The 25987-nt window shown below is 70.2% G+C and carries 21 protein-coding genes; 12 read left to right on the top strand and 9 right to left on the bottom strand.

What is annotated here, in order from left to right; genetic code table 11:
* Positions 1-39: 39 nt before the first annotated feature.
* Positions 40-1233 carry a PucR family transcriptional regulator gene (locus tag ABT009_RS16860; protein ID WP_351294506.1) on the bottom strand — a complete coding sequence of 398 codons (1194 nt, stop codon included), beginning with the start codon at positions 1231-1233 and terminating at the stop codon, positions 40-42.
* Positions 1234-1416: 183 nt separating this feature from the next.
* Here ABT009_RS16860 and ABT009_RS16865 point away from each other — a divergent pair, with 183 nt between their 5' ends.
* The 3 genes from ABT009_RS16865 (at position 1417) to ABT009_RS16875 (ending at position 4491) form a co-directional block, all read left to right on the top strand.
* A complete protein-coding gene (locus ABT009_RS16865; protein WP_351294509.1) occupies positions 1417-2343 on the top strand; it encodes a proline dehydrogenase family protein in 927 nt (308 codons plus the stop codon).
* 45 nt (positions 2344-2388) lie between these two features.
* Positions 2389-4020, top strand: a complete 1632-nt coding sequence (pruA, locus tag ABT009_RS16870) for an L-glutamate gamma-semialdehyde dehydrogenase (RefSeq protein WP_351294512.1) — start codon at positions 2389-2391, stop codon at positions 4018-4020.
* Positions 4021-4359: 339 nt separating this feature from the next.
* Positions 4360-4491 (top strand): hypothetical protein, encoded by a 132-nt coding sequence (locus ABT009_RS16875; RefSeq protein ID WP_351294515.1) that lies wholly within the window; start codon positions 4360-4362, stop codon positions 4489-4491.
* Between the two features lie 9 nt (positions 4492-4500).
* Here ABT009_RS16875 and ABT009_RS16880 read toward each other — a convergent pair whose 3' ends face one another.
* Positions 4501-6090 carry a purple acid phosphatase family protein gene (locus tag ABT009_RS16880; RefSeq protein WP_351294518.1) on the bottom strand — a complete coding sequence of 530 codons (1590 nt, stop codon included), beginning with the start codon at positions 6088-6090 and terminating at the stop codon, positions 4501-4503.
* 233 nt (positions 6091-6323) lie between these two features.
* Between ABT009_RS16880 and ABT009_RS16885 the strand changes: the two genes are divergently transcribed.
* Positions 6324-7364, top strand: a complete 1041-nt coding sequence (locus tag ABT009_RS16885; RefSeq protein WP_351294521.1) for a 3-isopropylmalate dehydrogenase — start codon at positions 6324-6326, stop codon at positions 7362-7364.
* Positions 7365-7615: 251 nt separating this feature from the next.
* On the top strand, positions 7616-8707 hold the full coding sequence (locus ABT009_RS16890; protein WP_351294524.1) for a branched-chain amino acid aminotransferase: 1092 nt from the start codon (positions 7616-7618) through the stop codon (positions 8705-8707).
* Between the two features lie 60 nt (positions 8708-8767).
* Here ABT009_RS16890 and ABT009_RS16895 read toward each other — a convergent pair whose 3' ends face one another.
* Complete coding sequence (locus ABT009_RS16895) at positions 8768-9553, bottom strand: hypothetical protein (protein ID WP_351294527.1); 786 nt, start codon at positions 9551-9553, stop codon at positions 8768-8770.
* A gap of 578 nt (positions 9554-10131) precedes the next feature.
* Here ABT009_RS16895 and cimA point away from each other — a divergent pair.
* Together cimA and ABT009_RS16905 are read left to right on the top strand one after the other, a co-directional pair.
* Positions 10132-11901: a citramalate synthase gene (gene cimA / locus ABT009_RS16900; protein WP_351294530.1), complete on the top strand. Its 1770-nt coding sequence runs from the start codon at positions 10132-10134 to the stop codon at positions 11899-11901.
* A 107-nt stretch (positions 11902-12008) separates the two neighbouring features.
* A complete protein-coding gene (locus tag ABT009_RS16905) occupies positions 12009-13352 on the top strand; it encodes a hypothetical protein (protein WP_351294533.1) in 1344 nt (447 codons plus the stop codon).
* A 9-nt stretch (positions 13353-13361) separates the two neighbouring features.
* Here ABT009_RS16905 and sigJ read toward each other — a convergent pair whose 3' ends face one another.
* Positions 13362-14357 (bottom strand): RNA polymerase sigma factor SigJ, encoded by a 996-nt coding sequence (gene sigJ, locus ABT009_RS16910; protein WP_351294536.1) that lies wholly within the window; start codon positions 14355-14357, stop codon positions 13362-13364.
* A 229-nt stretch (positions 14358-14586) separates the two neighbouring features.
* On the opposite strand from sigJ, the gene ABT009_RS16915 reads away from it, so the two are divergent.
* Together ABT009_RS16915 and ABT009_RS16920 are read left to right on the top strand one after the other, a co-directional pair.
* On the top strand, positions 14587-16263 hold the full coding sequence (locus ABT009_RS16915) for an FUSC family protein (RefSeq protein ID WP_502989899.1): 1677 nt from the start codon (positions 14587-14589) through the stop codon (positions 16261-16263).
* Between the two features lie 110 nt (positions 16264-16373).
* Positions 16374-16895 carry a MarR family winged helix-turn-helix transcriptional regulator gene (locus tag ABT009_RS16920; RefSeq protein WP_351294542.1) on the top strand — a complete coding sequence of 174 codons (522 nt, stop codon included), beginning with the start codon at positions 16374-16376 and terminating at the stop codon, positions 16893-16895.
* 104 nt (positions 16896-16999) lie between these two features.
* Here ABT009_RS16920 and ABT009_RS16925 read toward each other — a convergent pair whose 3' ends face one another.
* A complete protein-coding gene (locus ABT009_RS16925) occupies positions 17000-17614 on the bottom strand; it encodes a YceI family protein (protein ID WP_351294545.1) in 615 nt (204 codons plus the stop codon).
* Positions 17615-17936: 322 nt separating this feature from the next.
* Between ABT009_RS16925 and ABT009_RS16930 the strand changes: the two genes are divergently transcribed.
* From ABT009_RS16930 to ABT009_RS16940, 3 genes are all read left to right on the top strand, one after another.
* Positions 17937-18446 (top strand): hypothetical protein, encoded by a 510-nt coding sequence (locus ABT009_RS16930; RefSeq protein WP_351294548.1) that lies wholly within the window; start codon positions 17937-17939, stop codon positions 18444-18446.
* Between the two features lie 286 nt (positions 18447-18732).
* A complete protein-coding gene (locus ABT009_RS16935; protein WP_351294551.1) occupies positions 18733-20373 on the top strand; it encodes an acyl-CoA carboxylase subunit beta in 1641 nt (546 codons plus the stop codon).
* Positions 20374-20429: 56 nt separating this feature from the next.
* On the top strand, positions 20430-20666 hold the full coding sequence (locus ABT009_RS16940; RefSeq protein ID WP_351294554.1) for an acyl-CoA carboxylase subunit epsilon: 237 nt from the start codon (positions 20430-20432) through the stop codon (positions 20664-20666).
* A gap of 298 nt (positions 20667-20964) precedes the next feature.
* Here ABT009_RS16940 and ABT009_RS16945 read toward each other — a convergent pair whose 3' ends face one another.
* From ABT009_RS16945 to ABT009_RS16960, 4 genes are all read right to left on the bottom strand, one after another.
* Complete coding sequence (locus ABT009_RS16945; protein WP_351294557.1) at positions 20965-21546, bottom strand: GTP-binding protein; 582 nt, start codon at positions 21544-21546, stop codon at positions 20965-20967.
* Positions 21527-22126: a DUF742 domain-containing protein gene (locus ABT009_RS16950; protein WP_351294560.1), complete on the bottom strand. Its 600-nt coding sequence runs from the start codon at positions 22124-22126 to the stop codon at positions 21527-21529. Before ABT009_RS16950 ends, ABT009_RS16945 begins: the two co-directional genes overlap by 20 nt.
* A 94-nt stretch (positions 22127-22220) precedes the next feature.
* Positions 22221-22634 (bottom strand): roadblock/LC7 domain-containing protein, encoded by a 414-nt coding sequence (locus ABT009_RS16955; protein WP_190151225.1) that lies wholly within the window; start codon positions 22632-22634, stop codon positions 22221-22223.
* Between the two features lie 10 nt (positions 22635-22644).
* On the bottom strand, positions 22645-25854 hold the full coding sequence (locus ABT009_RS16960; RefSeq protein WP_351294563.1) for a sensor histidine kinase: 3210 nt from the start codon (positions 25852-25854) through the stop codon (positions 22645-22647).
* Positions 25855-25987 lie beyond the last annotated feature (133 nt).

The raw sequence follows: 25987 nt of genomic DNA on the forward strand, positions 1-25987 counted from the left end.
ACTAACGGGCCAAGCGAAGGGCGGGCGGCGCCTTTTGTGCTACAGCCGCGCAGCCTTCAGCGCCATGTGCAGCAGCAGCCGGTCCTCGCCGTCGTCCAGGTCGAGGCCGGTGAGCTGCTCGACCCGCGACAGGCGGTAATAGAGCGTCTGCCGGTGGATGCCCAGCTCGGCGGCCGCGCGGCCTGCCTGGCCCGCGCAGTCCAGGAACACCTCGGCGGTGCGGGCCAGTTCGCGGTGGGCGGGCTCCAGCAGGGGGCCCACGACGGGGTCGTGCACCGCCTCCGGCGGCAGCGCGGTCAGCAGCCGGTACGGGCCGATGGACGCCCACGCGGCGACCGGCCCGAGCCCCGGCTCGGCCAGGGCCGCCCGGGCCGCCGCCGACGCCTCCTGCCAGGCGGCGCCCAGCTCGCCGAGGCCGCGCCGGGCGCGGGCCACACCGGCCGCGGCACCGCCCTCGACCCTGCTCAGCATTCCGGACGCGGTCGTCAGAGCGGGGGTGAGCACGTCGGCGGAGCGCAGGCGCATCAGCAGGGCGAGGCACTGGCTCTCGCCCATGGCCTTCAGAGCATGGGGCCCGGCACCCCACGGCACCGTGCACAGGGCCGTAGCCCCCGGCACCGACCGGACCGACGGCGCATCGGCAGGATCGGCGGAGGGCCAGGGTGCCACGCACACCACCGCGTGCAGGCCGTCGGCCCGTTCCCCCAGCGCCGTACGCAGCGCCCCCACCGCCATGTCCTGCTGCCAGCCGCGCTCGGCGGTCAGCACCGCACGGAACTCCCGGGTCAGATCCGCCCCGGCCTGCGCCTCGTCGGCGAGCAGCGCGCCGATGCGCCCCGCCACCTCCATCGCGGCGGACAACTGCTCCACGCCCGGGCCCGGTTCGGCGTCCAGCAGCCATACGTATCCCAGGACGACCCCCCGATGGCGCACCGGAAGGCAGATGCGGCCGCGGTGGACGCCCGCCTCCGGGGCAGGCGGGATGCGCACCGGACCCGTGGCCCGCGCGATCCCGAACCCCTCGAACCAGAGGCGGACCGCCGGAGTGGATCGGCGCGTGAGGATCGAACGGGTCCGGACCGGGTCCATGGCCGAGTCGTCGTCGCTGTCGTGGGCGCCGAAGGCGATCAGGGCGAAGTCCCGGTTCTCAAGCGTCGCGGGGGCGCCGAGCAGCGCCGAGATCTCGTCGACCAGTTCCTGGTAGTCGCCCTTCACCCGGGCATTCTCCCGCATTTCGCAAGCCCTTCAGACATCTGTCTGAGATCTCGGCCACGGATGCGTGACAGCTGTCGATGGCCGACGATCGGAGGGATCCTTAGGTTTCACGGTGGTTCTCCGTGCCGTACCTGGAACGTTGGGGTTTGTCATCCCTCTCTCCGGTATGCGGCCTGTTTCTTACTCCCGTGGAGGTGCCCCGTGCTGGGTCCCGTGATCCTCGCCGCTTCGCGCAGCGACAAGATGCGCCGCTTCGTATCGTCGGCCCCGGGCACCAAACAGGTCGTCGACCGGTTCATCGCGGGCGAGACCGTCGACGACGTGATCCCGATCGTCAAGGACGCCGCCGCCAAGGGCCTCGAGGCCACCCTCGACGTCGTGGGCGAGGACATCACGACCCGCGAGCAGGCCGCCGCCGCCCGCGACGCCTACCTCGAGCTGATCGACCGCCTCAAGGACCTCGGCCTCGGCACCAAGGCCGAGATGTCGGTCAAGCTGTCGATGTTCGGCCAGGCGCTGGAGGGCGGCCACGAGCTGGCTCTCGCCAACGTCCGCCCGGTCGTCGAGGCCGCCGCCGCGATCGGCACCACGGTCACCCTGGACGCGGAGGACCACACCACCCTCGACTCGATGTTCGCCATCCACGAGGAGCTGCGCAGGGACTTCCAGGGCACCGGCTGCGTGATCCAGTCCTACCTGTTCCGCACCGAGGACGACGCCCGCCGCCTCGCCGCGTCCGGCAGCCGCGTCCGGCTGGTGAAGGGCGCCTACAAGGAGCCCGCCTCCGTCGCGTTCCAGGACAAGGCGGAGATCGACAAGGCGTACGTCCGGGTCCTGAAGATCCTGATGGAGGGCCAGGGCTACCCGATGATCGGGAGCCACGACCCGCGCATCATCTCCGTCGCACAGGAGCTCGCCCGCCGCGCCGGGCGCAAGCTGGACGAGTACGAGTTCCAGATGCTGTACGGGATCCGCAGCGACGAGCACCTGCGGCTCGCCGCCGAGGGACACCGGATGCGCGTCTACACCGCCTTCGGCACCGACTGGTACGGCTACTTCATGCGGCGCCTCGCCGAGAAGCCGTCCAACCTGCTCTTCTTCGTCCGCTCGATGATCACCAAGAACTGATCAGGGCAGATCCCACCCACCACTCAAAAAGGAGTAACGGAACTCATGGACGCTGTGACCCAGGTCCCCGCTCCCGTCAACGAGCCGGTGCACGGCTACGCCCCCGGTTCGCCCGAGCGCGCCCGGCTCGAGGTGAAGCTCAAGGAGCTCGCCGAGAACCCGATCGACCTGCCCTGCACCATCGGCGGCGTGCAGCGGATGGGCGGCGGCGAGCCGTTCCAGGTCGTGCAGCCGCACAACCACAAGTCCGTCCTCGGCACGTACCGCAACGCCACGCAAGCGGACGCGCAGGACGCGATCGACGCCGCGCTGGCCGCCGCTCCGGCCTGGCGCGCCATGTCCTTCGACGACCGTGCCGCGATCATCCTGCGCGCCGCCGACCTGCTGGCAGGCCCCTGGCGCGAGACCCTGGCTGCCTCCACGATGCTCGGCCAGTCGAAGACCGCCCAGCAGGCCGAGATCGACACCCCGTGCGAGCTGATCGACTTCTGGCGCTTCAACGTCAAGTACGCCCGTGACCTGCTCGCCGAGCAGCCCCCGGCCAACTCGCCGGGCGTGTGGAACCGCCTGGACCACCGCCCGCTGGAGGGCTTCGTCTACGCGATCACGCCGTTCAACTTCACGGCCATCGCGGGCAACCTGCCCACCGCCCCCGCCCTGATGGGCAACGTGGTGGTCTGGAAGCCGTCCCCGACGCAGACCCACGCGGCCGTCCTCCTCATGCAGCTCCTCGAGGAGGCGGGCCTGCCCAAGGGCGTCATCAACCTCGTCACCGGCGACGGCATCGAGGTGTCCAAGGTGGCGCTGGAGCACCGCGACCTCGCGGGCATCCACTTCACCGGCTCGACCAAGACCTTCCAGTACCTGTGGAAGACGGTGGGCAACAACATCGAGAAGTACCGCTCCTACCCGCGCATCGTCGGCGAGACCGGCGGCAAGGACTTCGTCGTCGCCCACCCGAGCGCCGACCGCGCGGTCCTGAAGACGGCGCTCACCCGCGGCGCCTTCGAGTACCAGGGCCAGAAGTGCTCGGCCACCTCCCGCGCGTACGTCCCGGCCTCCATCTGGAACTCCGGCTTCAAGGAGGAGTTCGCGGCCGAGATCGACGGCCTCACCATGGGCGACGTCACCGACCTGTCCCACTTCATCGGCGCCGTCATCGACGAGCGGGCCTTCGCCAAGAACAAGGCGGCGATCGACCGTGCCAAGGCCGACGACACCTGCACGATCGTGGCCGGCGGCAGGTACGACGACTCGGTCGGCTACTTCGTCCGCCCGACCGTCGTGGAGTGCAGCGACCCGGAGAACGAGGTCTTCACGACCGAGTACTTCGGCCCGTTCCTCGCCGTCCACGTCTACGAGGACGACAAGTACGAGGAGATGCTGACCCAGATGGAGTCGGTGTCCGCCTACGCGCTCACGGGTTCGGTCATCGCCATGGACCGCGCCGCCGTCGCGTACACGATGGACAAGCTCCGCTACGCCGCGGGCAACTTCTACATCAACGACAAGTCGACCGGCGCCGTCGTCGGCCAGCAGCCCTTCGGCGGCGGCCGCGCGTCCGGCACCAACGACAAGGCGGGCGCCCCGCAGAACCTGATGCGCTGGACGCTGACCCGCGCGATCAAGGAGACGCTGGTCCCGCCGACGGAGTACGGCTACCCGCACATGGGCTGACCGCCCTCCTGAGCTCCGCCCCGCCCCGCCCCGCTTGTTCCGGGGCGGGGCGGGCCTGTTCAGAGGCCTGTTCAGGGGCCCGTCCAGCCTGGCCGTCTCAGATAGTAGGAAGTCCGAGTAATTGTAGAGACAGGTGCTCCGTACTCCCGTAGTTTTGTAGGAGCCGAACGTCTCGCTCGATCCAGCGAATGGCGGTCGCGAGCCGGAGCACCGGGCAGGCAACCCCTGCGGCTCCTGGTTCCCCGCCCTTTCCGGCACCTCGAAATCCCCCCGCTCTCCAGAGCCGCGAAGCCTGTGACGCTGCTTCCGGAGCTGTGTGATCTCAAGGAGTCGATCACCATGGCCACTGCGACGCCTGTCCGCCGAGTCCGCCGCGCCACCCGTTCCAGCGAAATGGAGCGCAAGAACGCCGCCGCCGCGCTGCAGCGGGCCCTCGACCGCAGGGACAACGGCGGCGAGACCGGTCACTGACCTTCCCGGTCACCGACCCTTGCTGCGTACGACCTCGAAGTAGTCGACGCGCCTGCCGCTCTCGGCGAGCGCGGAGACCTTGAGCTTCGGGGCTGTGCCCGCCTCCGCCTCCACCGCGAGGAACGAGAAGCCGGTGTACCGCACCCGGGACCACTCCACGGTGTCCGGGTTCGGCACCCGTGACTTCGTCCAGTGGAAGGTGACGACCGAGTCGCGGTCCTTCTCCGCTCCCTCGTAGCTGTCCTCGACGCCTGCGGGGAAGCCGTACAGCTCCTTGCCGGCGCCGCCCGCCGTGACGTACACGATGCCGTCGCGCGTCGGATCGGTCGACGCGCCGACCGGCACGGGCCGCCCGACCTTGCCGTTCCTGATCGCGTCGGTCCGCTCGTACACATGGTTGTGCCCGTTGATCACCAGATCGACCTGGTGCTTCGTGAACAGCGGCAGCCAGGCATCCCGCACCCCGCCGTCCGAGGCGTGCGTGGACGTCGAGTACATGCAGTGGTGGAAGAACACCACGATGAAGTCCACGGCCGACGACGCGCGCAGCTCCCCGAGGCGCCGGTCCAGCCAGGCCGTCTGCCTGCCCTCCGTGTAGCCCTTGTTGGCGGGGATCTCGTACGAGACGTCGTTCGCGTCGAGGGCGACGACCCCGACGTTGCCGTAGACGAAGGAGTACACGCCCGGAGCGCTCTTCGGGTCGAAGCCGTTCTCCGGGAGCGACCAGCGGGCGGACTGGCCGCCGTAGCCGTCGGGGGAGTACCAGGCCTCCATGTCGTGGTTGCCGGTGGTCACCATCCACGGCACCGACTTCGCGACCGACTCCGTCTGCGCGAGGAACTGGTCCCACACACGCGCGTCATACGTGTCCGAGTCCTTGCCGTGCCCCGTCGAGTCCGCGTAGCAGATGTCGCCCGCGTGCAGATGGAACGACGGGTTCTGGCCCAGGATCAGCTGGTCGTTGGCGAGCGCGTCATAGCTGACGCCCTGGTCGCCGAAGGCCGTGAACACGAACGTCTCGGGCGTCGCGGGCGCGGTGCGGAAGGAGCCGACGGTCGACAGCCGCTCGGCGCTCGCCGGGTCGAAGCCGTCGTGGCCGACGCCGTAGTAGTACGTCGTGCCGGGCTTGAGGCCGTCCAGGGCGACGTGCAGGTAGTACTGGTCGACCGCCGGCAGCTTCGACGAGAGCGCCGGAGTGTGCAGATCGCGCACCTCGGCCTCGATCTTCCGGTCGAGCTCCCACGGCCTCAACCCCACCCGTACGTACGGGTTCCGGACCGCGAAAGGCACCTGCCACGAGATCCGCATCTGCGTCTTCGGATCGGCACCGAAGGCGAGATGCCGCCCGAACGGCGCCACCAGCGAGCCGTCCACCGTCGCCGTCGCGGACCGCGCCAGCGGTACGGCCGAGGGGCGGTCGTCATGCGCCGTGCCCGAGCACCCGGCCAGCAGCCCGAGCCCGCCCGCCGCCCCGGCGGTACCGATCGACCCCGCGAGAACCCGGCGCCGCGTGAGCTTCGCCCGCAGATACTCGTGCTGCTCCGCCATGCTCATACGCCGCGCGAGCTGCTCGGGGATGCCGACGTTGGGAGTGTCCATGACGGACAACTTCCCAGCAGAGGCCAACAAGGGCCAGTCATCCGGGTAAACACAGCCCGTCCGGCGTTTGAGGACGAGGCCGTCAAGGCCGATAAGTGGGGTCTGGGGGCGAAGCCCCCAGGGGACGGGAAGGGAAGGGGCGGAGGGGGCGAAACGACACCCGCAAGCCCCCCGGTCCGTCCGGATGTTGGACGCCACGTGTCAAGACATGGGACGAGGAGTAGGGTGCCGGCATGTCTCGAAGCATCAATCTCGCAGTGATCCCCGGCGACGGCATCGGCCAGGAGGTCGTGGCCCAGGGTCTGAAGGTCCTCAACGCCGTGCTTCCGCAGGACGTGAAGCTCGAGACCAAGGAGTACGACTTCGGCGCCAAGCGCTACCACGCCACCGGTGAGACCCTCACCGACGCCGACCTCGACGCCCTGAAGCAGCACGACGCGATCCTGCTCGGTGCGATCGGCGACCCCTCGGTCCCGTCCGGCGTCCTTGAGCGCGGCTTCCTGCTCAAGCTCCGCTTCGCCTTCGACCACCACGTCAACCTGCGCCCCTCGAAGCTCCTTCCGGGTGTCGCCACGCCGCTGGCGGGCCAGCCGGAGATCGACTTCGTCGTGGTCCGCGAGGGCACCGAGGGTCCGTACACGGGCAACGGCGGCACCATCCGCAAGGGCACCCCGCACGCGGTCGCCACCGAGGTCTCCCTCAACACCGCCTTCGGCATCGAGCGCGTCGTCCGCGACGCCTACGCCCGCGCCCAGGCGCGCCCCCGCAAGAAGCTGGCCCTCGTCCACAAGAACAACGTGCTCGTGCACGCCGGTCACCTGTGGACGGACATCTTCAACAAGGTGGGCGAGGAGTTCCCCGAGGTCACCACCGAGTACATGCACGTGGACGCGGCGACGATCTACCTCGTCACGCAGCCCGAGCGCTTCGACGTGATCGTCACCGACAACCTCTTCGGCGACATCATCACCGACCTCGCCGCGGCCGTCTCCGGCGGCATCGGCGTCGCCGCCTCGGGCAACATCAACCCCGCCGGCGAGTTCCCGTCGATGTTCGAGCCCGTGCACGGCTCGGCGCCCGACATCGCGGGTCAGGGCAAGGCCGACCCGTCCGCCACCGTCCTGTCTGTCGCCCTCCTGCTGCGCCACCTCGGCTACGAGGCTGAGGCCACCCGCATCGAGGACGCCGTCTCCGCCGACCTCGCTGAGCGCGGCGAAGCCGCTCGTACGACCGACCAGATCGGCGACGCGCTCGCCGTACGAGTAGCCGGCTGATCCGGCGGACTCATCTCTCGAACACTCGAGAAGCCGCCGGAGCCACAGGGCGCCCGGCGGCTTCTCGTATGCGGTCTCCGGGTGCCACCATCGACCCCTGGGCCGCAATCACGCCCGGCACGACCACCTTCCCTGTCGCGAGATAATCGAGACGGCGGGACCGCGGTGTGCAGGGAAGCTCGGACGTCCTAGTACTGGTAGTGCAGGCGTGAGCGCGGTCCGTCACAACCAACGGTGAAGGACAACCACTCATGACGACGCCCACGATCGAGCTCAAGCCCTCCTCCCACCCCCTCTCCGACGCCGAGCGCGAGGCGATCCTGGCCAACCCCGGGTTCGGCCGCTACTTCACCGACCACATGGTGACGATCAAGTGGACGGAGGGCAGGGGCTGGCACGACGGCCAGCTCGTTCCGTACGCGCCGCTGTCGATCGATCCGGCGAACATGACCCTGCACTACGCCCAGGAGATCTTCGAGGGCCTCAAGGCGTACCGCCAGCCCGACGGCTCCGTCGCCACGTTCCGCCCCGAGGCCAACGCCCGGCGCTTCCAGTCCTCCGCGCGTCGGCTGGCCATGCCGGAGCTGCCCGTCGAGACGTTCATCGAGGCCTGCGACGTGCTGGTCCAGCAGGACAAGGCGTGGGTGCCCGCGCACGGCGGCGAGGAGTCGCTCTACCTGCGCCCGTTCATGATCGCGACCGAGGTCGGCCTGGGTGTGCGGCCCGCCAACGAGTACCTCTTCATCGTCATCGCCTCGCCCGCCGGCGCGTACTTCCCGGGCGGCGTCAAGCCCGTCTCCATCTGGCTGTCCGAGGACCGCGTGCGCGCCGTCCCCGGGGGCATGGGCGACGCCAAGACCGGCGGCAACTACGCCGCGTCCCTCCTCGCTCAGGCCGAGGCCGCCGAGAAGGGCTGCGACCAGGTCGCCTACCTCGACGCCGTGGAGCACAAGTGGGTCGAGGAACTGGGCGGCATGAACCTGTACTTCGTGTACGGCAACAAGATCATCACCCCCGCGCTCACCGGCTCCCTCCTCGCCGGCGTCACCCGTGACTCCCTCCTCTCCGTCGCCCGCGACCTCGGCTACGAGTCCGAGGAGGGCCGCGTCTCCATCGACCAGTGGCGCGAGGACACGGCGAACGGCACGCTCACCGAGGTCTTCGCCTGCGGCACCGCCGCCGTCATCACGCCGGTCGGCACGGTCAAGTCCAAGGGCGGCGAGTGGACTCAGGGCGACAAGGGCGACCCGGGCGAGGTCACCCTCAAGCTCCGCGGGGCCCTGCTGGACATCCAGCGTGGCATCGCCGAGGACAAGCACGGCTGGATGCACCGGCTCGGCTGATCCGTTCGACAGGCCGCGCACGCCTGCTGCCGGTGACCGCTGTGCCTTCCGGCGCGGCGGTCACCGGTACGTGGCGGTGGGCGACGTGTATGGGGCGGTGGCGCCCGCCGACGTCAGACGCTGGCGCATGAGCTGGAGTCCGTCCGTGACGAGCTTGCGGAGCTTGGATTCACTGTCGGGCGGTCCTGCGACCCAGGTGTTGAGCACGGTGTCGCCCGTCCGCCCCATCACGCTGATATAGATCAGATCCGCCTTGGACCCGTCGTCGTACGTGACCTGTCTGCTTTCCTCGGACACCAGCTCGTCGAAGCCGTTCACGTCGGGAGCGACCGCCTCGCGGACGTCCTCCCAGCGAACTTTGCCGTAGGTCTGCGTCGAGCAGCGGTGGAGACTGTCCTGCGTGTCGGCGACGAACTTCTCGGCGGCTGGCTGATCCGCATAGGCCCGTGTCTCGGAGACAGCCGTCAGACCGTCATCGTTGTTCACGGATGTGCGAGTCAGAACCGCCAGAGTGCCGGGCCGCGCCTTCCGGTCGGCCAGCTCGCACGTGTCCTTCACAGTCAACTCGTTCAGGGAAGTGCTCTCGTACGGGTCACTCCGCACGAAGCCGGGTCCCCAGTCCGCAGTCGTCAGGGTCACGCGGTCGGCAAGGTTCCGGGCCGCTGCCGCCTCGGAGGCCGAGTCGCGAGGGGAAGGCGAAACGGATTCGCCGGCGGAGCCGCCACCGCCGCCTCCCCGCAGGAGCGCGACCAGAAGTACCACGATCCCCAGCACCACGACCGCCCCGCCGATGACCAGGGCAAGCAGAAGGCGGGACGGCCCGCCGGACGGGGCGGGTTCGGGCACACGCCCCCGGTCCGGTCCTGACGCGCCCGGCGGAGGGGGCAGCGGACCCGGCGGCGGTCCGGACGGCGGCTGTGAACTCATGCTGCTTCCCCTACCACCAGCGGCTACCGCCCCCGCCCGCCGAACGTGTACACCCTCCGGGTCATCGACCGGATGCAGCACGCCGCACACTGCTGTGCCCGCGTGGGCAGGTAACCCGCGCAAAGAGGGCGCCCACATCGTGAGACCCCGGGCCCCGTGCGGCAGCGCATATGGCAGACTGCCGACCATGCTCGCTTTCGCCATGATTATTGGCATCAGCGCGCCGGTCCGCAGTGACCGCTGACCCCGCGACATAACCCCGCGGCAGCGGACACCGTGCCTCAGACCCGCGCGCAGACCTCTCGCACCCGCGAGAGGTTTTTTCGTTTCCCGGACCCCATCCCGGCCGGAAGCGAGCGCCGCGCGATGATGGGGGCAAGTGGATCCAGATCCCCCGAGCTCTCGGCTTCTCCCCCAGCGCCTTAATGGCCTGGGAGGTACCCCCAGAGCAGGGGGGACCCCCATCGGAGCCACACACCGACAGGAGTCAGTCAGCCATGACCAGTCAGGCCACCGACGACAGTTCGTACGCCGCGTCCGCCGCCGCGTCGGCGCAGGGCGCCGTGCCCGGGCAGGACACCGCCTCAGCGCAGGGCACCGCCCCGGCGCAGGGCAGCGTGCCCCCGCAGGGCACCGCGTCCGCCGATGAGGCGCCGTCCACGCCCGCGTCCGCGCCCCGTCTCGACGACAGCTTCCACGTCTTCGACACGACGCTGCGCGACGGCGCCCAGCGCGAGGGCATCAACCTCACGGTCGCGGACAAGCTGGCCATCGCCCGGCACCTGGACAACTTCGGCGTCGGCTTCATCGAGGGCGGCTGGCCGGGGGCCAACCCGCGGGACACCGAGTTCTTCGCCCGCGCCCAGCAGGAGATCGGCTTCAAGAACGCCCAGCTCGTCGCGTTCGGCTCGACCCGCCGGGCAGGGGGCAAGGCGGCCGAGGACCCCCAGGTCAGGGCGCTCCTCGACTCCGGCGCCCCGGTGATCACGCTGGTCGCCAAGTCGCACGACCGGCATGTGGAGCTGGCCCTGCGCACCACGCTCGACGAGAACGTCGAGATGGTCCGCGACACCGTCTCCTACCTGCGCGAGCAGGGCCGCCGCGTCTTCGTCGACTGCGAGCACTTCTTCGACGGCTACAAGGCCAATCCCGAGTACGCGAAGGCCGTCGTCCGGGCCGCATCCGAGGCCGGCGCCGACGTCGTCGTACTGTGCGACACCAACGGCGGCATGCTGCCCGCCCAGGTACAGGCCGTGGTCTCCACCGTGCTGGCCGACACCGGCGCCCGGCTCGGCATCCACGCCCAGGACGACACCGGATGCGCGGTCGCCAACACCCTGGCCGCCGTCGACGCCGGCGCCACGCACGTCCAGTGCACCGCCAACGGCTACGGCGAGCGCGTGGGCAACGCCAACCTCTTCCCTGTGGTCGCCGCGCTGGAGCTCAAGTACGGCAAAAGGGTTCTGCCCGAGGGCGCCCTCGCCGAGATGACTCGCGTCTCGCACGCCATCGCCGAGGTCGTCAACCTGACCCCCTCCACGCACCAGCCGTACGTCGGTGTCTCCGCCTTCGCCCACAAGGCCGGGCTCCACGCCTCCGCGATCAAGGTCGACCCGGACCTGTACCAGCACATCGACCCCGAGCTGGTCGGCAACACCATGCGGATGCTCGTCTCCGACATGGCCGGCCGCGCCTCCGTCGAGCTCAAGGGCAAGGAGCTCGGCATCGACCTGGGCGGCGACCGCGAGCTCGTGGGCCGCGTCGTCGAGCGGGTCAAGGAGCGCGAGCTCCAGGGCTACACGTACGAGGCCGCCGACGCCTCCTTCGAGCTGCTGCTGAGGGAGGAGGCCGAGGGCCGCGCCCGCCGCTACTTCCGCACCGAGTCCTGGCGCGCCATCGTCGAGGACCGCCCCGACGGCACCCACGCCAACGAGGCCACCGTGAAGCTGTGGGCCAAGGGCGAGCGCATCGTCGCCACGGCCGAGGGCAACGGCCCGGTCAACGCCCTCGACCGCGCCCTGCGCGTGGGCCTGGAGCGGATCCACCCGCAGCTCGCCAAGATGGAGCTCGTCGACTACAAGGTCCGCATCCTGGAGGGCAAGCACGGCACCCAGTCCACGACGCGCGTCCTGATCTCCACGTCCGACGGCGAGGGCGAGTGGTCCACGGTCGGCGTCGGCGAGAACGTCATCGCGGCGTCCTGGCAGGCGCTCGAGGACGCGTACACGTACGGCCTGCTGCGCGCCGGGGTCGAGCCCTCGGAGTAGGGCCGCCCACGGGCTGCCGCGCGGTCCCGCCCCGCCGCGTTTCCGCGGCGGGGGCCCGGATCCTGTGCGATGTCCGTATTTAGCGGATTTCCGGTAGTTTCGTAGGCATGAAGGCCGCTCTGATACGAGGACTCCGGGCCCCGGCACTCGTCCTTGCGGCCGCTGTCCTGGCGGTGCTGTCCGTGATGGCACCGTCCGCCCAGGCGGCCACGGACGTCGGCACGGTCGCGGAAGCCCTGCGCGACAACCCCGTCTACGTCGACCCGGACGTCTCCGACCTGCTGCCGTCCGGTGCCGCCGACGATCTGGCGAAGAAGATCAAGGACGCCGACAAGCCCGTCTTCGTCGCCGTGCTGCCCGAGGGCTTCTCCACGGCGAACCTCTTCCAGAACCTCCGTACCGACACGGGCATCACCGGCCTGTACGCTATCCGGCTCGGTGACCAGTTCGACGCCCGTGCGGACAGCCGGGTCCTGTCCCGCGACGCCGTCCAGAACCTGGTGACGAGCGTCCAGGGCGAGGACGCCACGACCCAGCTCAACCACTTCGTCGACCGTGCCATGCGAAACATGGGCGGCTCGGCGCCGGCTTCCTGGGGCGACACCGGTGAGGGCGTCTCACCCGGCGCGCTGATCGGCGTCGGCGCCGCGATCGTCGCGGGCGGCACCGGTGCGTACGTGATGGCCCGCCGCAACCGCCGCAGGCGCGAGGAGGAGCAGCGCGCGGCCCTCGACAAGCTCCGTGTCGTCGTCGACGAGGACATCACGGCCTTCGGCGAGGAGCTCGACCGGCTCGACTTCCACCCGGCCGAGGCCGGCGCGAACGACGCGATGCGCGCCGACTACGAACGCGCCCTCGACGCGTACGAGAAGGCGAAGTCCCTGATGGCCGGCGCCCAGCACCCCGAAGAGGTGCGCGGAGTCACCCAGGCGCTGGAGGACGGCCGCTTCGCGCTCGCCCAGCTGGCCGCCCGCCGCGAGGGCCGCCCGCTGCCGGAGCGGCGGGCCCCGTGCTTCTTCGACCCGCGCCACGGCCCGTCGGTGACCGAGATGGTGTGGGCCCCGCGGGAGGGAGCCGAGCGCGAGGTGCCGGTCTGCGCCGCGGACGCGGCGCGCCTGAAGGACGGCGCGGAGCCGATGGTCCGCACCGTCGAGACCGAGACCGGCCGCCGCCCGTACTGGGAGGCCGGCCCGGCCTACGGCCCCTGGGCGGGCGGCTACTTCGGCGGTGGCATCCTCCCGGGCCTGCTCGTCGGCACCCTGCTGGGCAACCTGATGGCCGGCCCCGCGTACGCCTCCGACTACGGCTCCGGCTACGGAGACTTCGGCGCGGGCGCCGGCTACGGCGGCGGCGATGTCTCGGGCGCCGACTTCGACGCCGGCGACTTCGGCGGAGGCTTCGGAGACGGCGGCTTCGGCGGTGGTGGCGGGGACTTCGGAGGCGGCTTCTAAAGGACGCTCCTACGGCTCTCCTCCTTCCCTCTGCTTAGGGACCCGGGAGAGCTTGTCCGGATTGGTGACGAGATAGACGTCGGACACCTGGTCCCCCTCCGGCGTCAGATCCATGACCATCACGGCGTACGGGGAGTCGCCGGCGAACACCACGGCGGACGGGTCGCCGTTGACGTGCCGGTACTCGACGGCCATGCCCTCCGGGCGGCGGCGCGAGCTGTAAGCGGTCAGCAGGCGGGCGACCTTCTCGCGGCCGCGCACCGGACGCAGCGCGGAGGACCGCATCTTGCCCCCGCCGTCGGACCACAGCGTCACGTCCGGCGCGAGGATCTCCATGAGCGCCGCCATGTCGCCCCCGAGCGCGGCCGCGACGAACCGCTCGGTGGCCTCCTGCCGGACCCGCGGGTGCGCCTCGAAGCGCGGACGGCGGGCGTGCACGTGCTCACGGGCGCGGTGGGCGAGCTGGCGTACCGCCGAGGGGGAGCGGTCGAGGATCGCGGCGATCTCGGTATGGGCGTAGCCGAAGACCTCGTGCAGGACGAACACGGCCCGTTCCAGCGGGGTGAGCGTCTCCAGGACCACCAGCATCGCCATCGAGACGGACTCGGTGCGCAGGGCCTGGTCCGCGGCGTCGTCGCTCTCCCCGTGAGCGTCGGCGCCGCCCCCGGCGACCAGGGGTTCGGGCAGCCACGGCCCGACGTACGTCTCGCGTCGGCGGCGGATGACCGCCTGCCGGGCGAGGGCATGGTTCACCGCAATCCGTACGAGATAGGCGCGCGGGTTCCCGATCTCCTCCAGCGGGGACGTGCGCCCCCGGACGGTCAGCGAAAGCCAGGTCTCCTGGAGGACGTCCTCGGTGTCGGCGACGCTGCCGAGCATGTTGTAGACGATGGAGAACAGCAGCTCGCGGTGGTCGACGAAGAGCTGCGTGGCGGTGTGCAGCGGGCCGCTCTCCGCCGCCGTCTGCGCCGGACTTGCCGCTCGTGCCTGACGACTCTCGGACATTCGCCCCTCCCTGGACGCTCATATCTCAGAGGGCGGCGGCCGCCGGGATGTGACATCCCAGCCCAGGTGTGACCCACATCTCATGAAGTCGTCCCAATGTGATTCACGAGTAAATCATCTGCTAAATTGTTGGCCTGTCACCGGGAGTGTCGGTGCGGGACTTGAGGAGGAGGCGGCTATTTCACAGGGCGCGCATTCATGGGTACGTCCACTTCCGTTGCGCGGCCTGATGGGGCTGGGCCGGGGCAGCGACATCTGGCACAAGCCGGCGCTCAGCGCCGTGGTCGCGATGGGCATCCCCAATCTGCTGCTGCTCGCCCTGGGGCGGCTGGATCTGGCCGCGTACAGCGCCGCCGGAGCGATGTGCGTGCTGTACGCGCATGGCCTGCCGTATGCGGCCCGTGCGCGCACCCTCATCTGGGTGGTCCTCGGGATGACCGCCACCACCGGGGTCGGGCTGGTCACCGCCGCGGCCACCGAGTCCACCGCCGTACGCGTGGCGGTGGCCGCGCTGCTCGCCGCCGTGCACAAGGTGGTGTGCGACGCCGCGCGGATCGGCCCACCCGGCAACCTGATCTTCACCTTCATCGGCGCCAGCTGCATCTTCTTCCCGCAGGAGTTCGTCGCCATCCCGTTCCACGTGGACCTCACGCTGGCCGGGGGCCTTCTCGCCTGGCTGGTCTGCATGGCCCCGGCGCTGGTGCGGCCGCGGGGGCCGGAGCGGACCGCCGTCGCCCGCGCCCTGGAAGCCGCCGTCCGCCTCGCCGGCACCGCCGAGGGCGAACCCGGCCACGCCCGCGCCCGGCATGCCGCCGCGGCGGCCGTCAACGCCGCGTGGCACACCGTTCTGCTGGTGCCCGTCCCCACACCGGAGCGCGCTGCCGACCGCTACCGGCTTGAACTGCTGCTCGCCCGCGCCGAGTCCGGCACGGCCGACCCGCGGCAGCTCGGCGCCTGGGCCCGCGCGCTGCGGCGGAACATGCCGCTGCCCGATCTCTTCCCGCTCGGCGCGGAGGCCGACCAGGTGGCCGGCGTCGCCGCCGAGCAGGCCGCCGTCACCGCCCTGCTGCGCCGGCACGCCCCGGACCGGCCGCGCCACTCGCTCCTGCACGCCCTGGGCCCCGGTTCGCCGCTGCTGCCGATCGGCGTCAGGGTCGCGATCGGCTGCGCCCTCGCCGGCTGGGCCTCCATGGCGCTCGGCGTCGGCCGCCCGTACTGGGCCGTCGTCACCGCGGCCGCCGTCTTCCAGGCCAACATGACCCTCAGCTGGGGACGAGCGGTGCATCGCGCGCTCGGCAACTTCCTCGGCCTCGCGGTGTTCGCCGCCCTGCTGCCGGTCACCCGGACCGGAGAGCTGGCCATCGTCCTGGTCGCCCTGTTCTTCCAGTTCGGCGCGGAGGCGACGATCAGCCGCGGGTACTGGCTCGGCGCCATCAGCGTCACCAACCTCTCCCTGCTGATGACGGAGTTCGCCCAGCCGCAGCCGGTCCGCGAGTTGCTGAGCGACCGTGCGCTGGACACCGTGGTCGGTGTCGTGATCGGACTGCTGTGCTGCGCCGTGGTCACCAACCGGCGCGCCGCCGGACGCACCGAGAAGGCGCTGGAGTCCACCGCCGCCGCGCACGAGGCCGCCGCGCGGCTCGTCGCCCAGGACGAGGCCCCCGCGCTGGACGCCCATGAACTCGCCTGGGCCCGTGACCGCCTGGCCGGTGCCCTTCTCGAGCTGCGCGACGCGGCCGACACGGCGGCCGGCGAGTGGTGGCAGCGAGCCCTCCCCGAGGAACAGATCGCAACCGCCGAGCGCAAGGGCCACCAGCTCCTGGCCGAACTCGCCCGACGCCTCGACCCTGTCCACGTGCGGGTGGCCCACTCGCCGGCCGCCGGTACCCGCGCACTGCCGGTGTAAGGCCTCCGGCCTGCGGCCACGGCAGGCGAGGGCCGGGCGGGGCGTGTGGATCCGGCGGCGTAGAGTCAGGCCGGGTTCCGGCGCGTACAGCGCAGGTACCCGGCCCGGCAATGGAAGGAAAGACCGTGGAAGACGTCGTGGCAACGGTGCTGCGGCAGTGGCAGCAGGTCCGGCCCGACCTCGACACCGCCCCGATGGCGCTCATCGGGCGGCTCAACCGCTGTACCGCCCTGCTCCAGCAGGCCGCGGACGCCCCGCTGACCCGAGCTGGCCTCAGCCGTCCCGAGTTCGACATCCTGGGGACGCTGCGCCGCGTGGACCGTTCCCTGACGCCGAAGCAGCTCGCCCGCGAGACGTTCGCCTCGGGAGCCGCGATCACCAAGCGGGTACGCACCCTCGAGGAGCGCGGTCTCATCGGGCGCCGCCCGGACGAACGCGACCGCCGGGTCAGCCACCTCACGCTCACCGACGAGGGCCGGGCACTCATCGACGAACTGCTGCCGGAGCAGCTCGCCTACGAGTCCACGCTGCTGGCCGGCCTCAGCGAGGAGCGCCGCCACGGGCTCGCCACGGAACTCGGCGATCTGCTGCTGGTGTTGGAAGGACGGCTCGGGGGAGCGATACGGCACTGACCCCGGGCACGCCGACGGCACCCGGGGTCCGTACTCCCTCCGGTCCCGCCCCGCCTGCGGTGCTTGTACGCAGTGAACGAGCGGTGCGACCGGCGGGCAGGCAGTCACTCGGCGTTCTTGATCGCCGAGATGTCGAAGTTCAGCTTGATCTTGTCGGAGACCAGCACGCCGCCCGTCTCGAGCGCGGCGTTCCACGTCAGGCCCCACTCCGAGCGCAGGATCTCGGCCTTGCCCTCGAAGCCGACGCGCTCGTTGCCGAACGGGTCCTTCGCCGAGCCGTTGAACTCCAGGTCGATGGTGAGCGGCTTGGTGGTGCCCAGAATCGTCAGGTCACCGGTGATGCGGTAGTCGGGGCCGCCCAGGGCCTCGGCCTTGGTCGAGCGGAACGTCATCGTCGGGAACTCCTCCGCCTTGAAGAAGTCCGCGCTCTTCAGGTGGCCGTCACGGTCCGCGGAGCCCGTGTCGATGCTGTCCATCTTGACGTCGATGGAAGCGGTGGACCGGGCCGGGTCCGTGCCGTCCAGGTGCAGGGAGCCGGTGAAGTCGAGGAAGGCGCCCTTGACGTTGGTGACCATGGCGTGGCGGGCGACGAAGCCCAGCGCGCTGTGCGACGGGTCGATCGCGTAGTCGCCGGTCAGAGCGGCGAGCTCCGGGTCGACCGCGGGCGCGGCCGCGGCGGCGATGGTGACGGTGGTGTTCTTACGGCCGAAGAGACCCATGACTGGCTCCTTTGGGGACGAGCCCCGGCCTTTCGCCGAAGCTGTTGAACCTTCAATGACACCGACCATAGAACTATTCCGTTCAAGTTTCAACTTTCTTGTGCGGACGATTTCCGTCGGATCCCGGGCCTTTCCGGCAACCTCCCGAGCCGTTTCGGGGAAGCACTGGCGGACGCGCGTAGACCTCGGGCAGGATCTCTCTGCTCTGCCTGCACATCCGTCGCACTGAAAGCACGTCAGCAGTACGGCCGCGCGTCACCGGCACGCGCGCGTCGCCAGTACGCACACGTCATCAGAACGGTCATCAGCAGGAAGGAACCCGATGAAACTCCGCTCGGCCGTCAGCGCGCTCGCTCTGGTCCTGGGAGCCCTCTTCGCCCCCGGCTTCGGCGTCCTCACCGGTGCCACCGACGCATTCGCCGTGACGAAGATCAGTCACGCCACCGCGACCTCGATGTTCCGCTCGTCCGGCATCACCTGGTCGTCCTCCGGCGGCTGCTCGGACCGCAACAACTCCACCTGTACGTCCTTCGAGCAGCTCAACCTCGCGACCGCACAGGGCGCCCAGACCCTGAAGTCGGCCAGCGGCTGCGCGCTCAACATCACCGGCGGCACCGAGACCGGGCACGCGAGCGGCACGTACTCGCACTGGAACGGCTACAAGCTCGACTTCAGCAAGTACACCTGCGTCGGGAACTACATCAAGAACACCTTCACCTACATAGGCCTGCGCGGTGACGGCGCCGCCCAGTGGCAGTCCGGCGCCGGCAACATCTACGCGGACGAGGGCAATCACTGGGACGTCACGTACTACAACTGCGGCGGCTGCTGATCCCCCGATCGTGAGCCGGGACCGCGGCCGTACGCGTCGCTCGAGGTGCCCACGAACGGGCGTAGGCTGCGGCCGAGAATCACCCCAGCGAAGGCATGTGGCGCACATAAATGTGACATGCCTCTCGGGTGACGGCTTTGTGTAGTCCCTACAACGGGATGGGCCTCTGAGCAGTCAGTTCGGCTGCATCAACGGTTGGTTCTGTTCGGGGGCACCAGGAAAACGGGTCGGAGACTGTACGGAGTCGACGGCCCGTTTTGCTTGGTGGGCTTCGTAAGGTCGCTACATGACCGTTTTGGACGAGACGCCGGGTGACACAACGAGTGCCACGGACAGTGGCACGGCGAGTGACGCGACGGTTGAGACGGCTGAGCCGACCGACTCCCGTGGCCGCGTGGCCGAGCTGCACGCGATCCGTGCGCAGGCGCTGCGCGGACCGAGCGACAAGGCGACCGAGGCACAGCACGCCAAGGGCAAGCTGACGGCCCGTGAGCGGATCGAGCTGCTGCTCGACCCGGGCTCGTTCCGTGAGGTCGAGCAGTTGCGCCGGCACCGGGCGACCGGCTTCGGCCTCGAGGCCAAGAAGCCGCACACCGACGGTGTGATCACCGGCTGGGGCACGGTCGAGGGCCGGACGGTCTTCGTGTACGCGCACGACTTCCGGATCTTCGGCGGGGCGCTGGGCGAGGCCCACGCCACCAAGATCCACAAGATCATGGACATGGCCATCGCGGCTGGCGCGCCGCTGGTGTCGCTCAACGACGGCGCGGGCGCCCGCATCCAGGAGGGTGTCAGCGCGCTCGCGGGCTACGGCGGCATCTTCCAGCGCAACACCAAGGCCTCCGGGGTCATCCCGCAGATCTCGGTCATGCTCGGCCCGTGTGCGGGCGGCGCGGCCTACAGCCCCGCCCTCACGGACTTCGTGTTCATGGTCCGCGAGACCTCGCAGATGTTCATCACCGGTCCGGACGTGGTCAAGGCCGTCACGGGCGAGGAGATCACCCAGAACGGCCTCGGTGGCGCGGACGTGCACGCCGAGACCTCCGGCGTCTGCCACTTCGCGTACGACGACGAGGAGACCTGCATCGCCGAGGTGCGGTACCTGCTGTCGCTGCTGCCGTCCAACAACCGCGAGAACCCGCCGAACGTCCCGTGCGAGGACCCGGCCGACCGCCGCAGCGACGTGCTGCTCGACCTGGTCCCGGCCGACGGCAACCGCCCGTACGACATGGCCAAGGTGATCGAGGAGCTCGTCGACGACGGCGACTACCTCGAGGTCCACGAGCGGTGGGCGCGCAACATCATCTGCGCCCTCGCCCGCCTCGACGGCCAGGTGGTGGGCATCGTCGCCAACCAGCCGCAGACGCTGGCCGGTGTGCTGGACATCGAGGCGAGCGAAAAAGCTGCGCGCTTTGTCCAGATGTGTGACGCTTTCAATATTCCGATCGTCACGTTCCTGGACGTTCCGGGGTTCCTCCCCGGTGTAGACCAGGAGCACGGCGGGATCATCCGGCACGGCGCCAAGCTGCTGTACGCGTACTGCAACGCGACGGTGCCGAGGATCTCGCTGATCCTGCGCAAGGCGTACGGAGGTGCCTACATCGTCATGGACTCCCAGTCCATCGGTGCGGACCTCACTTATGCCTGGCCGACGAACGAGATCGCGGTGATGGGCGCCGAAGGTGCCGCCAACGTCATCTTCCGCCGGCAGATCGCCGCCGCGGCCGACCCCGAGGCGATGCGCGCGCGCATGGTCAAGGAGTACAAGGCCGAGCTGATGCACCCCTACTACGCCGCTGAGCGTGGTCTCGTCGACGACGTCATCGACCCGGCCGAGACCCGCGAGGTGCTCATCCGCTCCCTCGCGATGCTCCGCACCAAGCACGCCGACCTGCCCTCGCGCAAGCACGGCAACCCCCCGCAGTAACCCCGCGGATCATCCGCGGTAACCCTGCGGAACCCTCTCTCACGGAGACTGAACCCATGACCGTTCCTGCTGCCGCACCTGCCGCACCTGCCGCACCTGCCGACCAGAGCAACCTCCTGCGCGTCGAGAAGGGGCACGCCGAGCCCGAGGAGCTCGCGGCCATCACGGCGATCCTCATGGCCCGTGCCGCCGCGCGGTCCGATGCGTCCTCGGTCCACCGGGGGCGGACCAAGGCCGGGTGGCGCCGGCTTGAGCGCGAGCCCGGGTTCCGGGCGCCGCACAGCTGGCACTGAGGCCTCCGGCCCACCTGGTTAAGCGTCAAGGCCCGGCACCCATTTGGGTGCCGGGCCTTGTTGTGCTGTACGTGCGTCGTGGGCGCCGCAGCGAGTCAGGCTGCCCGCCGTCGGGGTGCCGCTGCGCCCACCCTCCCCCAAGCTCTCGGCTTCGCTCGAGCAGGGGGGACCCCCATCGCCCCAGCGGCACGATTGCCCGCAGCGGCGGCGGGGCAGCCCCCCCGTAAGGGGCGCGGGGAACTGCGCGACCAGCCCCCACCGGCCCGCAGCCTCATCACCGCACTTCCCAGCGGAGCGCTTAGCGCAGGCGGGCCATCAGGGCGTGTTCGACCAGGGTGATCAGGGCGCTCTTGGCGTCTGCGCGGTGGCGGGCGTCCGTTGTGATGATCGGGGTGTCCGGGCCGATCTGCAGAGCCTCGCGGACCTCCTCCGGGTTGTACGGCTGGTGCCCGTCGAAGCCGTTGAGGGCGATGACGAAGGGCAGGCCGCTGTTCTCGAAGTAGTCGACGGCCGGGAAGCAGTCCGCCAGGCGGCGGGTGTCCACGAGGACCACCGCGCCGATGGCGCCGCGTACCAGGTCGTCCCACATGAACCAGAAGCGGTCCTGACCCGGCGTACCGAACAGGTACAGGATCAGGTCCTGGTCCAGGGTGATACGGCCGAAGTCCATGGCCACCGTGGTGGTGGTCTTGTCCCCGGTGTGCGTCAGGTCGTCGATGCCCGCGGAAGCCGAGGTCATCACGGCTTCGGTACGCAGCGGGTTGATCTCCGAGACCGCGCCGACGAACGTGGTCTTGCCCACGCCGAAGCCGCCCGCCACCACGATCTTCGCGGAGGTAGTGGAGCGGGCTACATCGCCGCTAGAGCTTGCGAAGTCCACTGAGCACCCTTTCGAGCAGTGTCACGTCAGGCTGGCCGCCGGCGTTCTCGTCGCCGCCGGGCTGATGGATGGCGACAAGTCCGGCCTCCGCCAGGTCGGCAACGAGGATCCGGGCAACGCCGAGGGGGATGGTGAGAAGTGCCGAGATCTCAGCGACTGACTTGATCTCCCGGCACAGGTTGCAGATCCGCTGATGCTCGGGCAGCTGGCCCTGCATCTGGTGCGGCTGCGCCGTGGTGTGCACCAGCGCCTCGATGGCGAGCTGGTACCGCGGCCTGGTGCGTCCGCCTGTCATGGCGTACGGGCGCACCAGAGGGTTGTTGGACGACCCTGCGGGCGCCGGCTCGGGGGCGCGCCGCTGGGGCTGTACGGGCTGGATGCGGGGTGCCTGAGGCTGGCCGTACGGGTCGTACGGCGACGGACCAGGAGCCGGCTGCTGCGGCTGCTGGGGGACGTACGGCTGACGCCGCTGGCTCGGCGCAGAGGGGAAGTTGTACCGGTTCGCCGAACCGTCACCCTCGCCCTGGCCATGGCCGTAAGGCCAGTTGGCCGAGGACGAACCGTCTGGGGGTGTTGCCACTTTTTCCTCCTCCGACTGCGCCGGGCACCCGTTACGGTGGGGTCGCGTCCCGAAACTTTAAGGCCACGGGACGCGAATACGCACTGTCTGTCTGTTAGTTGAGAAGGCTGCCCTGGAGCTCGGCGCGCAGATCGGGCGTGAGGACCGAACCCGCACGGTCCACGAGAAGTGCCATCTCGTACCCGATGAGGCCGATGTCCGCTTCGGGGTGTGCAAGGACCGCGAGCGACGAGCCGTCGGAGATGGACATAAGGAAGAGGAATCCTCGCTCCATCTCCACAACCGTCTGGTTCACGCTGCCGCCCTCGAAGATGCGGGACGCGCCCGCGGTCAGCGAGGTCAGACCGGAGGCGACGGCCGCCAGCTGGTCGGCGCGGTCGCGCGGAAACCCTTCGGACATCGCCAGAAGGAGTCCGTCGGCGGAGACCACCACGGTGTGGGACACCCCGGGGGTGTTGTCCACGAAGTTGGTGATCAACCAGTTCAGGTTCTGTGCCGCCTGGCTCATCGGGCTCACACTAACGCTCCTGGTTGTAGGTGCTGTCAGGACCGAAGCCCTGGCCGTTCGTGTCACTACCTGCATTGCGTCCCCGCTCGACGCCCCGGCGCAGGTTGCTCAGCCTGCCCCGGACGTCCTCGGGAGCGCGGGAGACCTGGGGGCCGCCCTGCGGGGTCTGTTCGGCGGTGCCCTCGACCAGATTGGCCCGGGGGACCCGCCGCGGCAGGCCTGAGGGGGTGACCCCGCCTGCCTTGGGCTTGCGGAGCGACCCGGCGCGCTGCCACCGCTCGTCGTTGGCCGAGCGCCAGTCGCCGTTGTCGCCGCCGTTGCCCGCGGGCAGATCCTGGTCCTGGCGCTGCTGCAGGCTGTCCTGACCGGTCTCCGGCTGCCACTGCTGCGGGCCGGTGGGGGAGCCTCCGTTGCTGCTCGCGGTGGAGCCGCGGCGCGGAAGGCCGGCGTCGGTCAGCTGGTGGCCGGCGCCCGAGGTCGGTCCAGGACGGTCGAAGCCTACGCGGTCCTGCGGGTTTCCGTCAGCGGCCTGAGCAGATTCCGTTTCCGGAGCGTAATCGGCCCGGTACCCGCCCTGGTACCCCGTCTGCTGCTGCCAGTCGCCCTGGCCGGGACGGGCGCCGAAGCCGTTGAAGGAATCCTGCCCCGGGCCCTGCTGGTCCGGCTGGGGGGCCTCCGCATAGGCCGGCTCCGGGTAGCCGCCGGGACCCTGGAAGTACGGCTCGTCGTACGCGTTCTGCGGCTGCTCGCCGTACACGCCCTGCTGGTTGTCGTACGCCACCTGACGGTCGTCGTACGGGTGCTGCTGGTCGTAGGCGGGATCGTCGTACGACGGCTGCTGCGGGCCGGTCTCGTTGCCGAACACGGGGGGCTCGGCGCCCCGCTGGGGCAGGGGCCCCGCCTGGGCCTCCAGGGCCGCGCGGCGCTCCTCGCGCATCAGCGAACGGCCGACGGGGTCCAACTCGCGTATGTCGTCCGGCACCTCGGTGTAGCGGCTGTCGTCGAAGCCGAGCTCCGCCGCCGTGCGCAGCGGCGCGGGCTCGAAGGCATCCTGCCGCGGGATCATCGACGAGACCGTGAACTCCGAGTCGTCCACGTGGTGCTGGCCGCCGCCACCGTGGGTGATCCCGTCCGGCAGCATGACCAGCGAGGTCGTACCGGCCTGCTCGCCCGAGGGGCGCAGCTGGACCCGGATGCCGTGCCGGTCGGACAGCCGGCCGACCACGAACAGGCCCATGCGCTGCGAGATCGCGGCGTCCACGGTCGGCGGGTTGGCCAGCTTGTGGTTGATGTCCGCGAAGTCCTCGGCGGTCAGGCCGATGCCCTTGTCGTGGATCTCGATCATCACGCGGCCGTCGGGCAGACGCGTCGCGGTGACGCGCACCTTGGTCTGCGGCGACGAGAACGTGGTGGCGTTCTCGAGGAGCTCGGCCAGCAGGTGCACGAGGTCGGTCACGGCGCGGCCGTGGATCTCGGCCTCGGGGACACCGGACAGCTCGATGCGCTCGTACTGCTCCACCTCGGAGGAGGCGGCGCGCAGCACGTCGACGAGCGGCACCGGCTGGTCCCAGCGGCGGCCCGGCTCCTCGCCGGCGAGGACGAGGAGGTTCTCGCCGTTGCGGCGCATACGGGTCGCGAGGTGGTCCAGGCGGAAGAGGTTCTCCAGCTGGTCCGGGTCGGCCTCGTTGTTCTCGAGGTCCGTGATCAGGGTCAGCTGGCCCTCGATCAGCGACTGGTTGCGGCGCGAGAGGTTGGTGAAGATCGCGTTGATGTTGCCCCGCAGCAGGGCCTGCTCGGAGGCGAGCCGGACGGCCTCGCGGTGCACCTGGTCGAAGGCGCGGGCGACCTCGCCGATCTCGTCCGTGCTGGTGATCGGGATGGGCTCGACGCGGGTGTCGACCCGGCCCGGGTCGGTGCGCGAGAGCTGGTCGACCAGCATCGGCAGGCGCTGCTCGGCGACGCCGAAGGCGGCGTTGCGCAGTCGGCGCATGGAGCGGCTCATCTGGCGCGCGACGAGGCCGGCGAGGATGAACGCGGCGAGCAGGGCGACGACGACGATCGCACCGGTGATGAACGCGTCGCGCTTGGCGTCGTCAGCGATGCCCGAGGCCTCGTTCACGGCCTTGTCGGCGAGGTCCGACTCGATCTCGCGGTACGCGTCGAACTTCGCGGTGTTGACAGCCCACCAGTTCTCGGGGGTGATGCCCTGCTGGGCGAGGGCAAGCCGGGCGCTGGGCTGCGTGGTGGACAGCTGCGCGAGGGCCCCGATCATCGTCTTGGTGTCCGGCGGCGGGACGTAGGTCTGGCCCTTCGCCTTGGCGGCAGCGGCGGCCGCCTTGGCCTGCTTCTCGCCGTCCGCCTTCAGCTGCTTCTCCGCCGCTTCCAGCTTGGCGGCGTCGGACTGGGTGCCACCGCCGGTGTACTCCTCGATGGCGATGTTCTCGAGGTACGCGTACGAGGTGAGGGCCACGCGCTGCTGGGCCAGGCTCGTGGCGGTGGGACCCGGCTTGATCAGCAGGTGCATACCGATGGAGCGCTGGAGGGAGGCCGCGGCCTTGGCCAGCGAGATGGCGTAGACGGTGCGGCCGTAGCTGGTGATGTTGCCCGTGCCCAGACCGAGTTCGTTGGCGAACTCCATCAGCGGGTGCTGGATCTTGACGTAGCCCTCTTCGGTCTGCGCGCCGGAGAGCTTGCTCGTGTAGGCGGCGGCGCGCAGCTTCTCCAGGCCGGGTTCGACCTTCCGGAATCCGGCGAGGCGGCGCAGCAGGCCGTCCCGCTGCGGCATGTTCTCCACGGCGGCGTCGAACTCGTCGGCGGCCTCGTCGGTCGCGGCCTGCGCCTTGGTCACGGCCTCGTCGTCGCGCTTGCCCCGCAGCATCGGTTCGGCAGAGATGTCGCGCTCGTCGATGAGGCGGTTGGAGTACGTCAGCGATGCGCGCACCAGGCGCGCGGTGTTCTCGGCGTCCTGGGCGTCCTGCCAGGTGTCGATCGAGCCCTTCACCTGGAAGCCGCCCATGACGAGGCCGACCAGCACGGGTATGAGCAGGATCGCGTTCAGCCGGGTCGGCACTCGCCAGTTGCGCGGGGAGAGCCGGCTGCCGCTCGGCGCCGGCGCCGAGCGCTCGGCACCGGATGCATACGCGGGCGGCGCCGCTCCGCGCGGCGGCGGGGTGAAGTTGCCCCGTGCCGACGGCTCGGGACTGCTCTTGCTTCGCCTCACTCGACCAACAACCTCTCGGCGTCGGCACCTACGTTGTGCCGCTGTGTGTCCTCAGGCCCGTCTACTGGGCAGTTCAGCCGCATTCCAGCACGTCAGGCGGTGGTCTTCCAAACAGTGGGAAGCGGAAGTTCCA

It is taken from the genome of Streptomyces sp. NPDC002896 (genome assembly GCF_040295225.1).
In the GTDB taxonomy this organism is placed as follows: domain Bacteria; phylum Actinomycetota; class Actinomycetes; order Streptomycetales; family Streptomycetaceae; genus Streptomyces.

Coding starts and splice junctions, on each gene's coding strand:
- ABT009_RS16860 (WP_351294506.1), bottom strand. CDS start 1,233: ATGCGGGAGAATGCCCGGGTGAAGGGCGACTACCAGGAACTGGTCGAC.
- pruA (WP_351294512.1), top strand. CDS start 2,389: ATGGACGCTGTGACCCAGGTCCCCGCTCCCGTCAACGAGCCGGTGCAC.
- ABT009_RS16875 (WP_351294515.1), top strand. CDS start 4,360: ATGGCCACTGCGACGCCTGTCCGCCGAGTCCGCCGCGCCACCCGTTCC.
- ABT009_RS16880 (WP_351294518.1), bottom strand. CDS start 6,090: ATGGACACTCCCAACGTCGGCATCCCCGAGCAGCTCGCGCGGCGTATG.
- ABT009_RS16885 (WP_351294521.1), top strand. CDS start 6,324: ATGTCTCGAAGCATCAATCTCGCAGTGATCCCCGGCGACGGCATCGGC.
- ABT009_RS16890 (WP_351294524.1), top strand. CDS start 7,616: ATGACGACGCCCACGATCGAGCTCAAGCCCTCCTCCCACCCCCTCTCC.
- cimA (WP_351294530.1), top strand. CDS start 10,132: ATGACCAGTCAGGCCACCGACGACAGTTCGTACGCCGCGTCCGCCGCC.
- ABT009_RS16905 (WP_351294533.1), top strand. CDS start 12,009: ATGAAGGCCGCTCTGATACGAGGACTCCGGGCCCCGGCACTCGTCCTT.
- sigJ (WP_351294536.1), bottom strand. CDS start 14,357: ATGTCCGAGAGTCGTCAGGCACGAGCGGCAAGTCCGGCGCAGACGGCG.
- ABT009_RS16915 (WP_502989899.1), top strand. CDS start 14,587: ATGGGGCTGGGCCGGGGCAGCGACATCTGGCACAAGCCGGCGCTCAGC.
- ABT009_RS16920 (WP_351294542.1), top strand. CDS start 16,374: ATGGAAGGAAAGACCGTGGAAGACGTCGTGGCAACGGTGCTGCGGCAG.
- ABT009_RS16925 (WP_351294545.1), bottom strand. CDS start 17,614: ATGGGTCTCTTCGGCCGTAAGAACACCACCGTCACCATCGCCGCCGCG.
- ABT009_RS16930 (WP_351294548.1), top strand. CDS start 17,937: ATGAAACTCCGCTCGGCCGTCAGCGCGCTCGCTCTGGTCCTGGGAGCC.
- ABT009_RS16935 (WP_351294551.1), top strand. CDS start 18,733: ATGACCGTTTTGGACGAGACGCCGGGTGACACAACGAGTGCCACGGAC.
- ABT009_RS16940 (WP_351294554.1), top strand. CDS start 20,430: ATGACCGTTCCTGCTGCCGCACCTGCCGCACCTGCCGCACCTGCCGAC.
- ABT009_RS16955 (WP_190151225.1), bottom strand. CDS start 22,634: ATGAGCCAGGCGGCACAGAACCTGAACTGGTTGATCACCAACTTCGTG.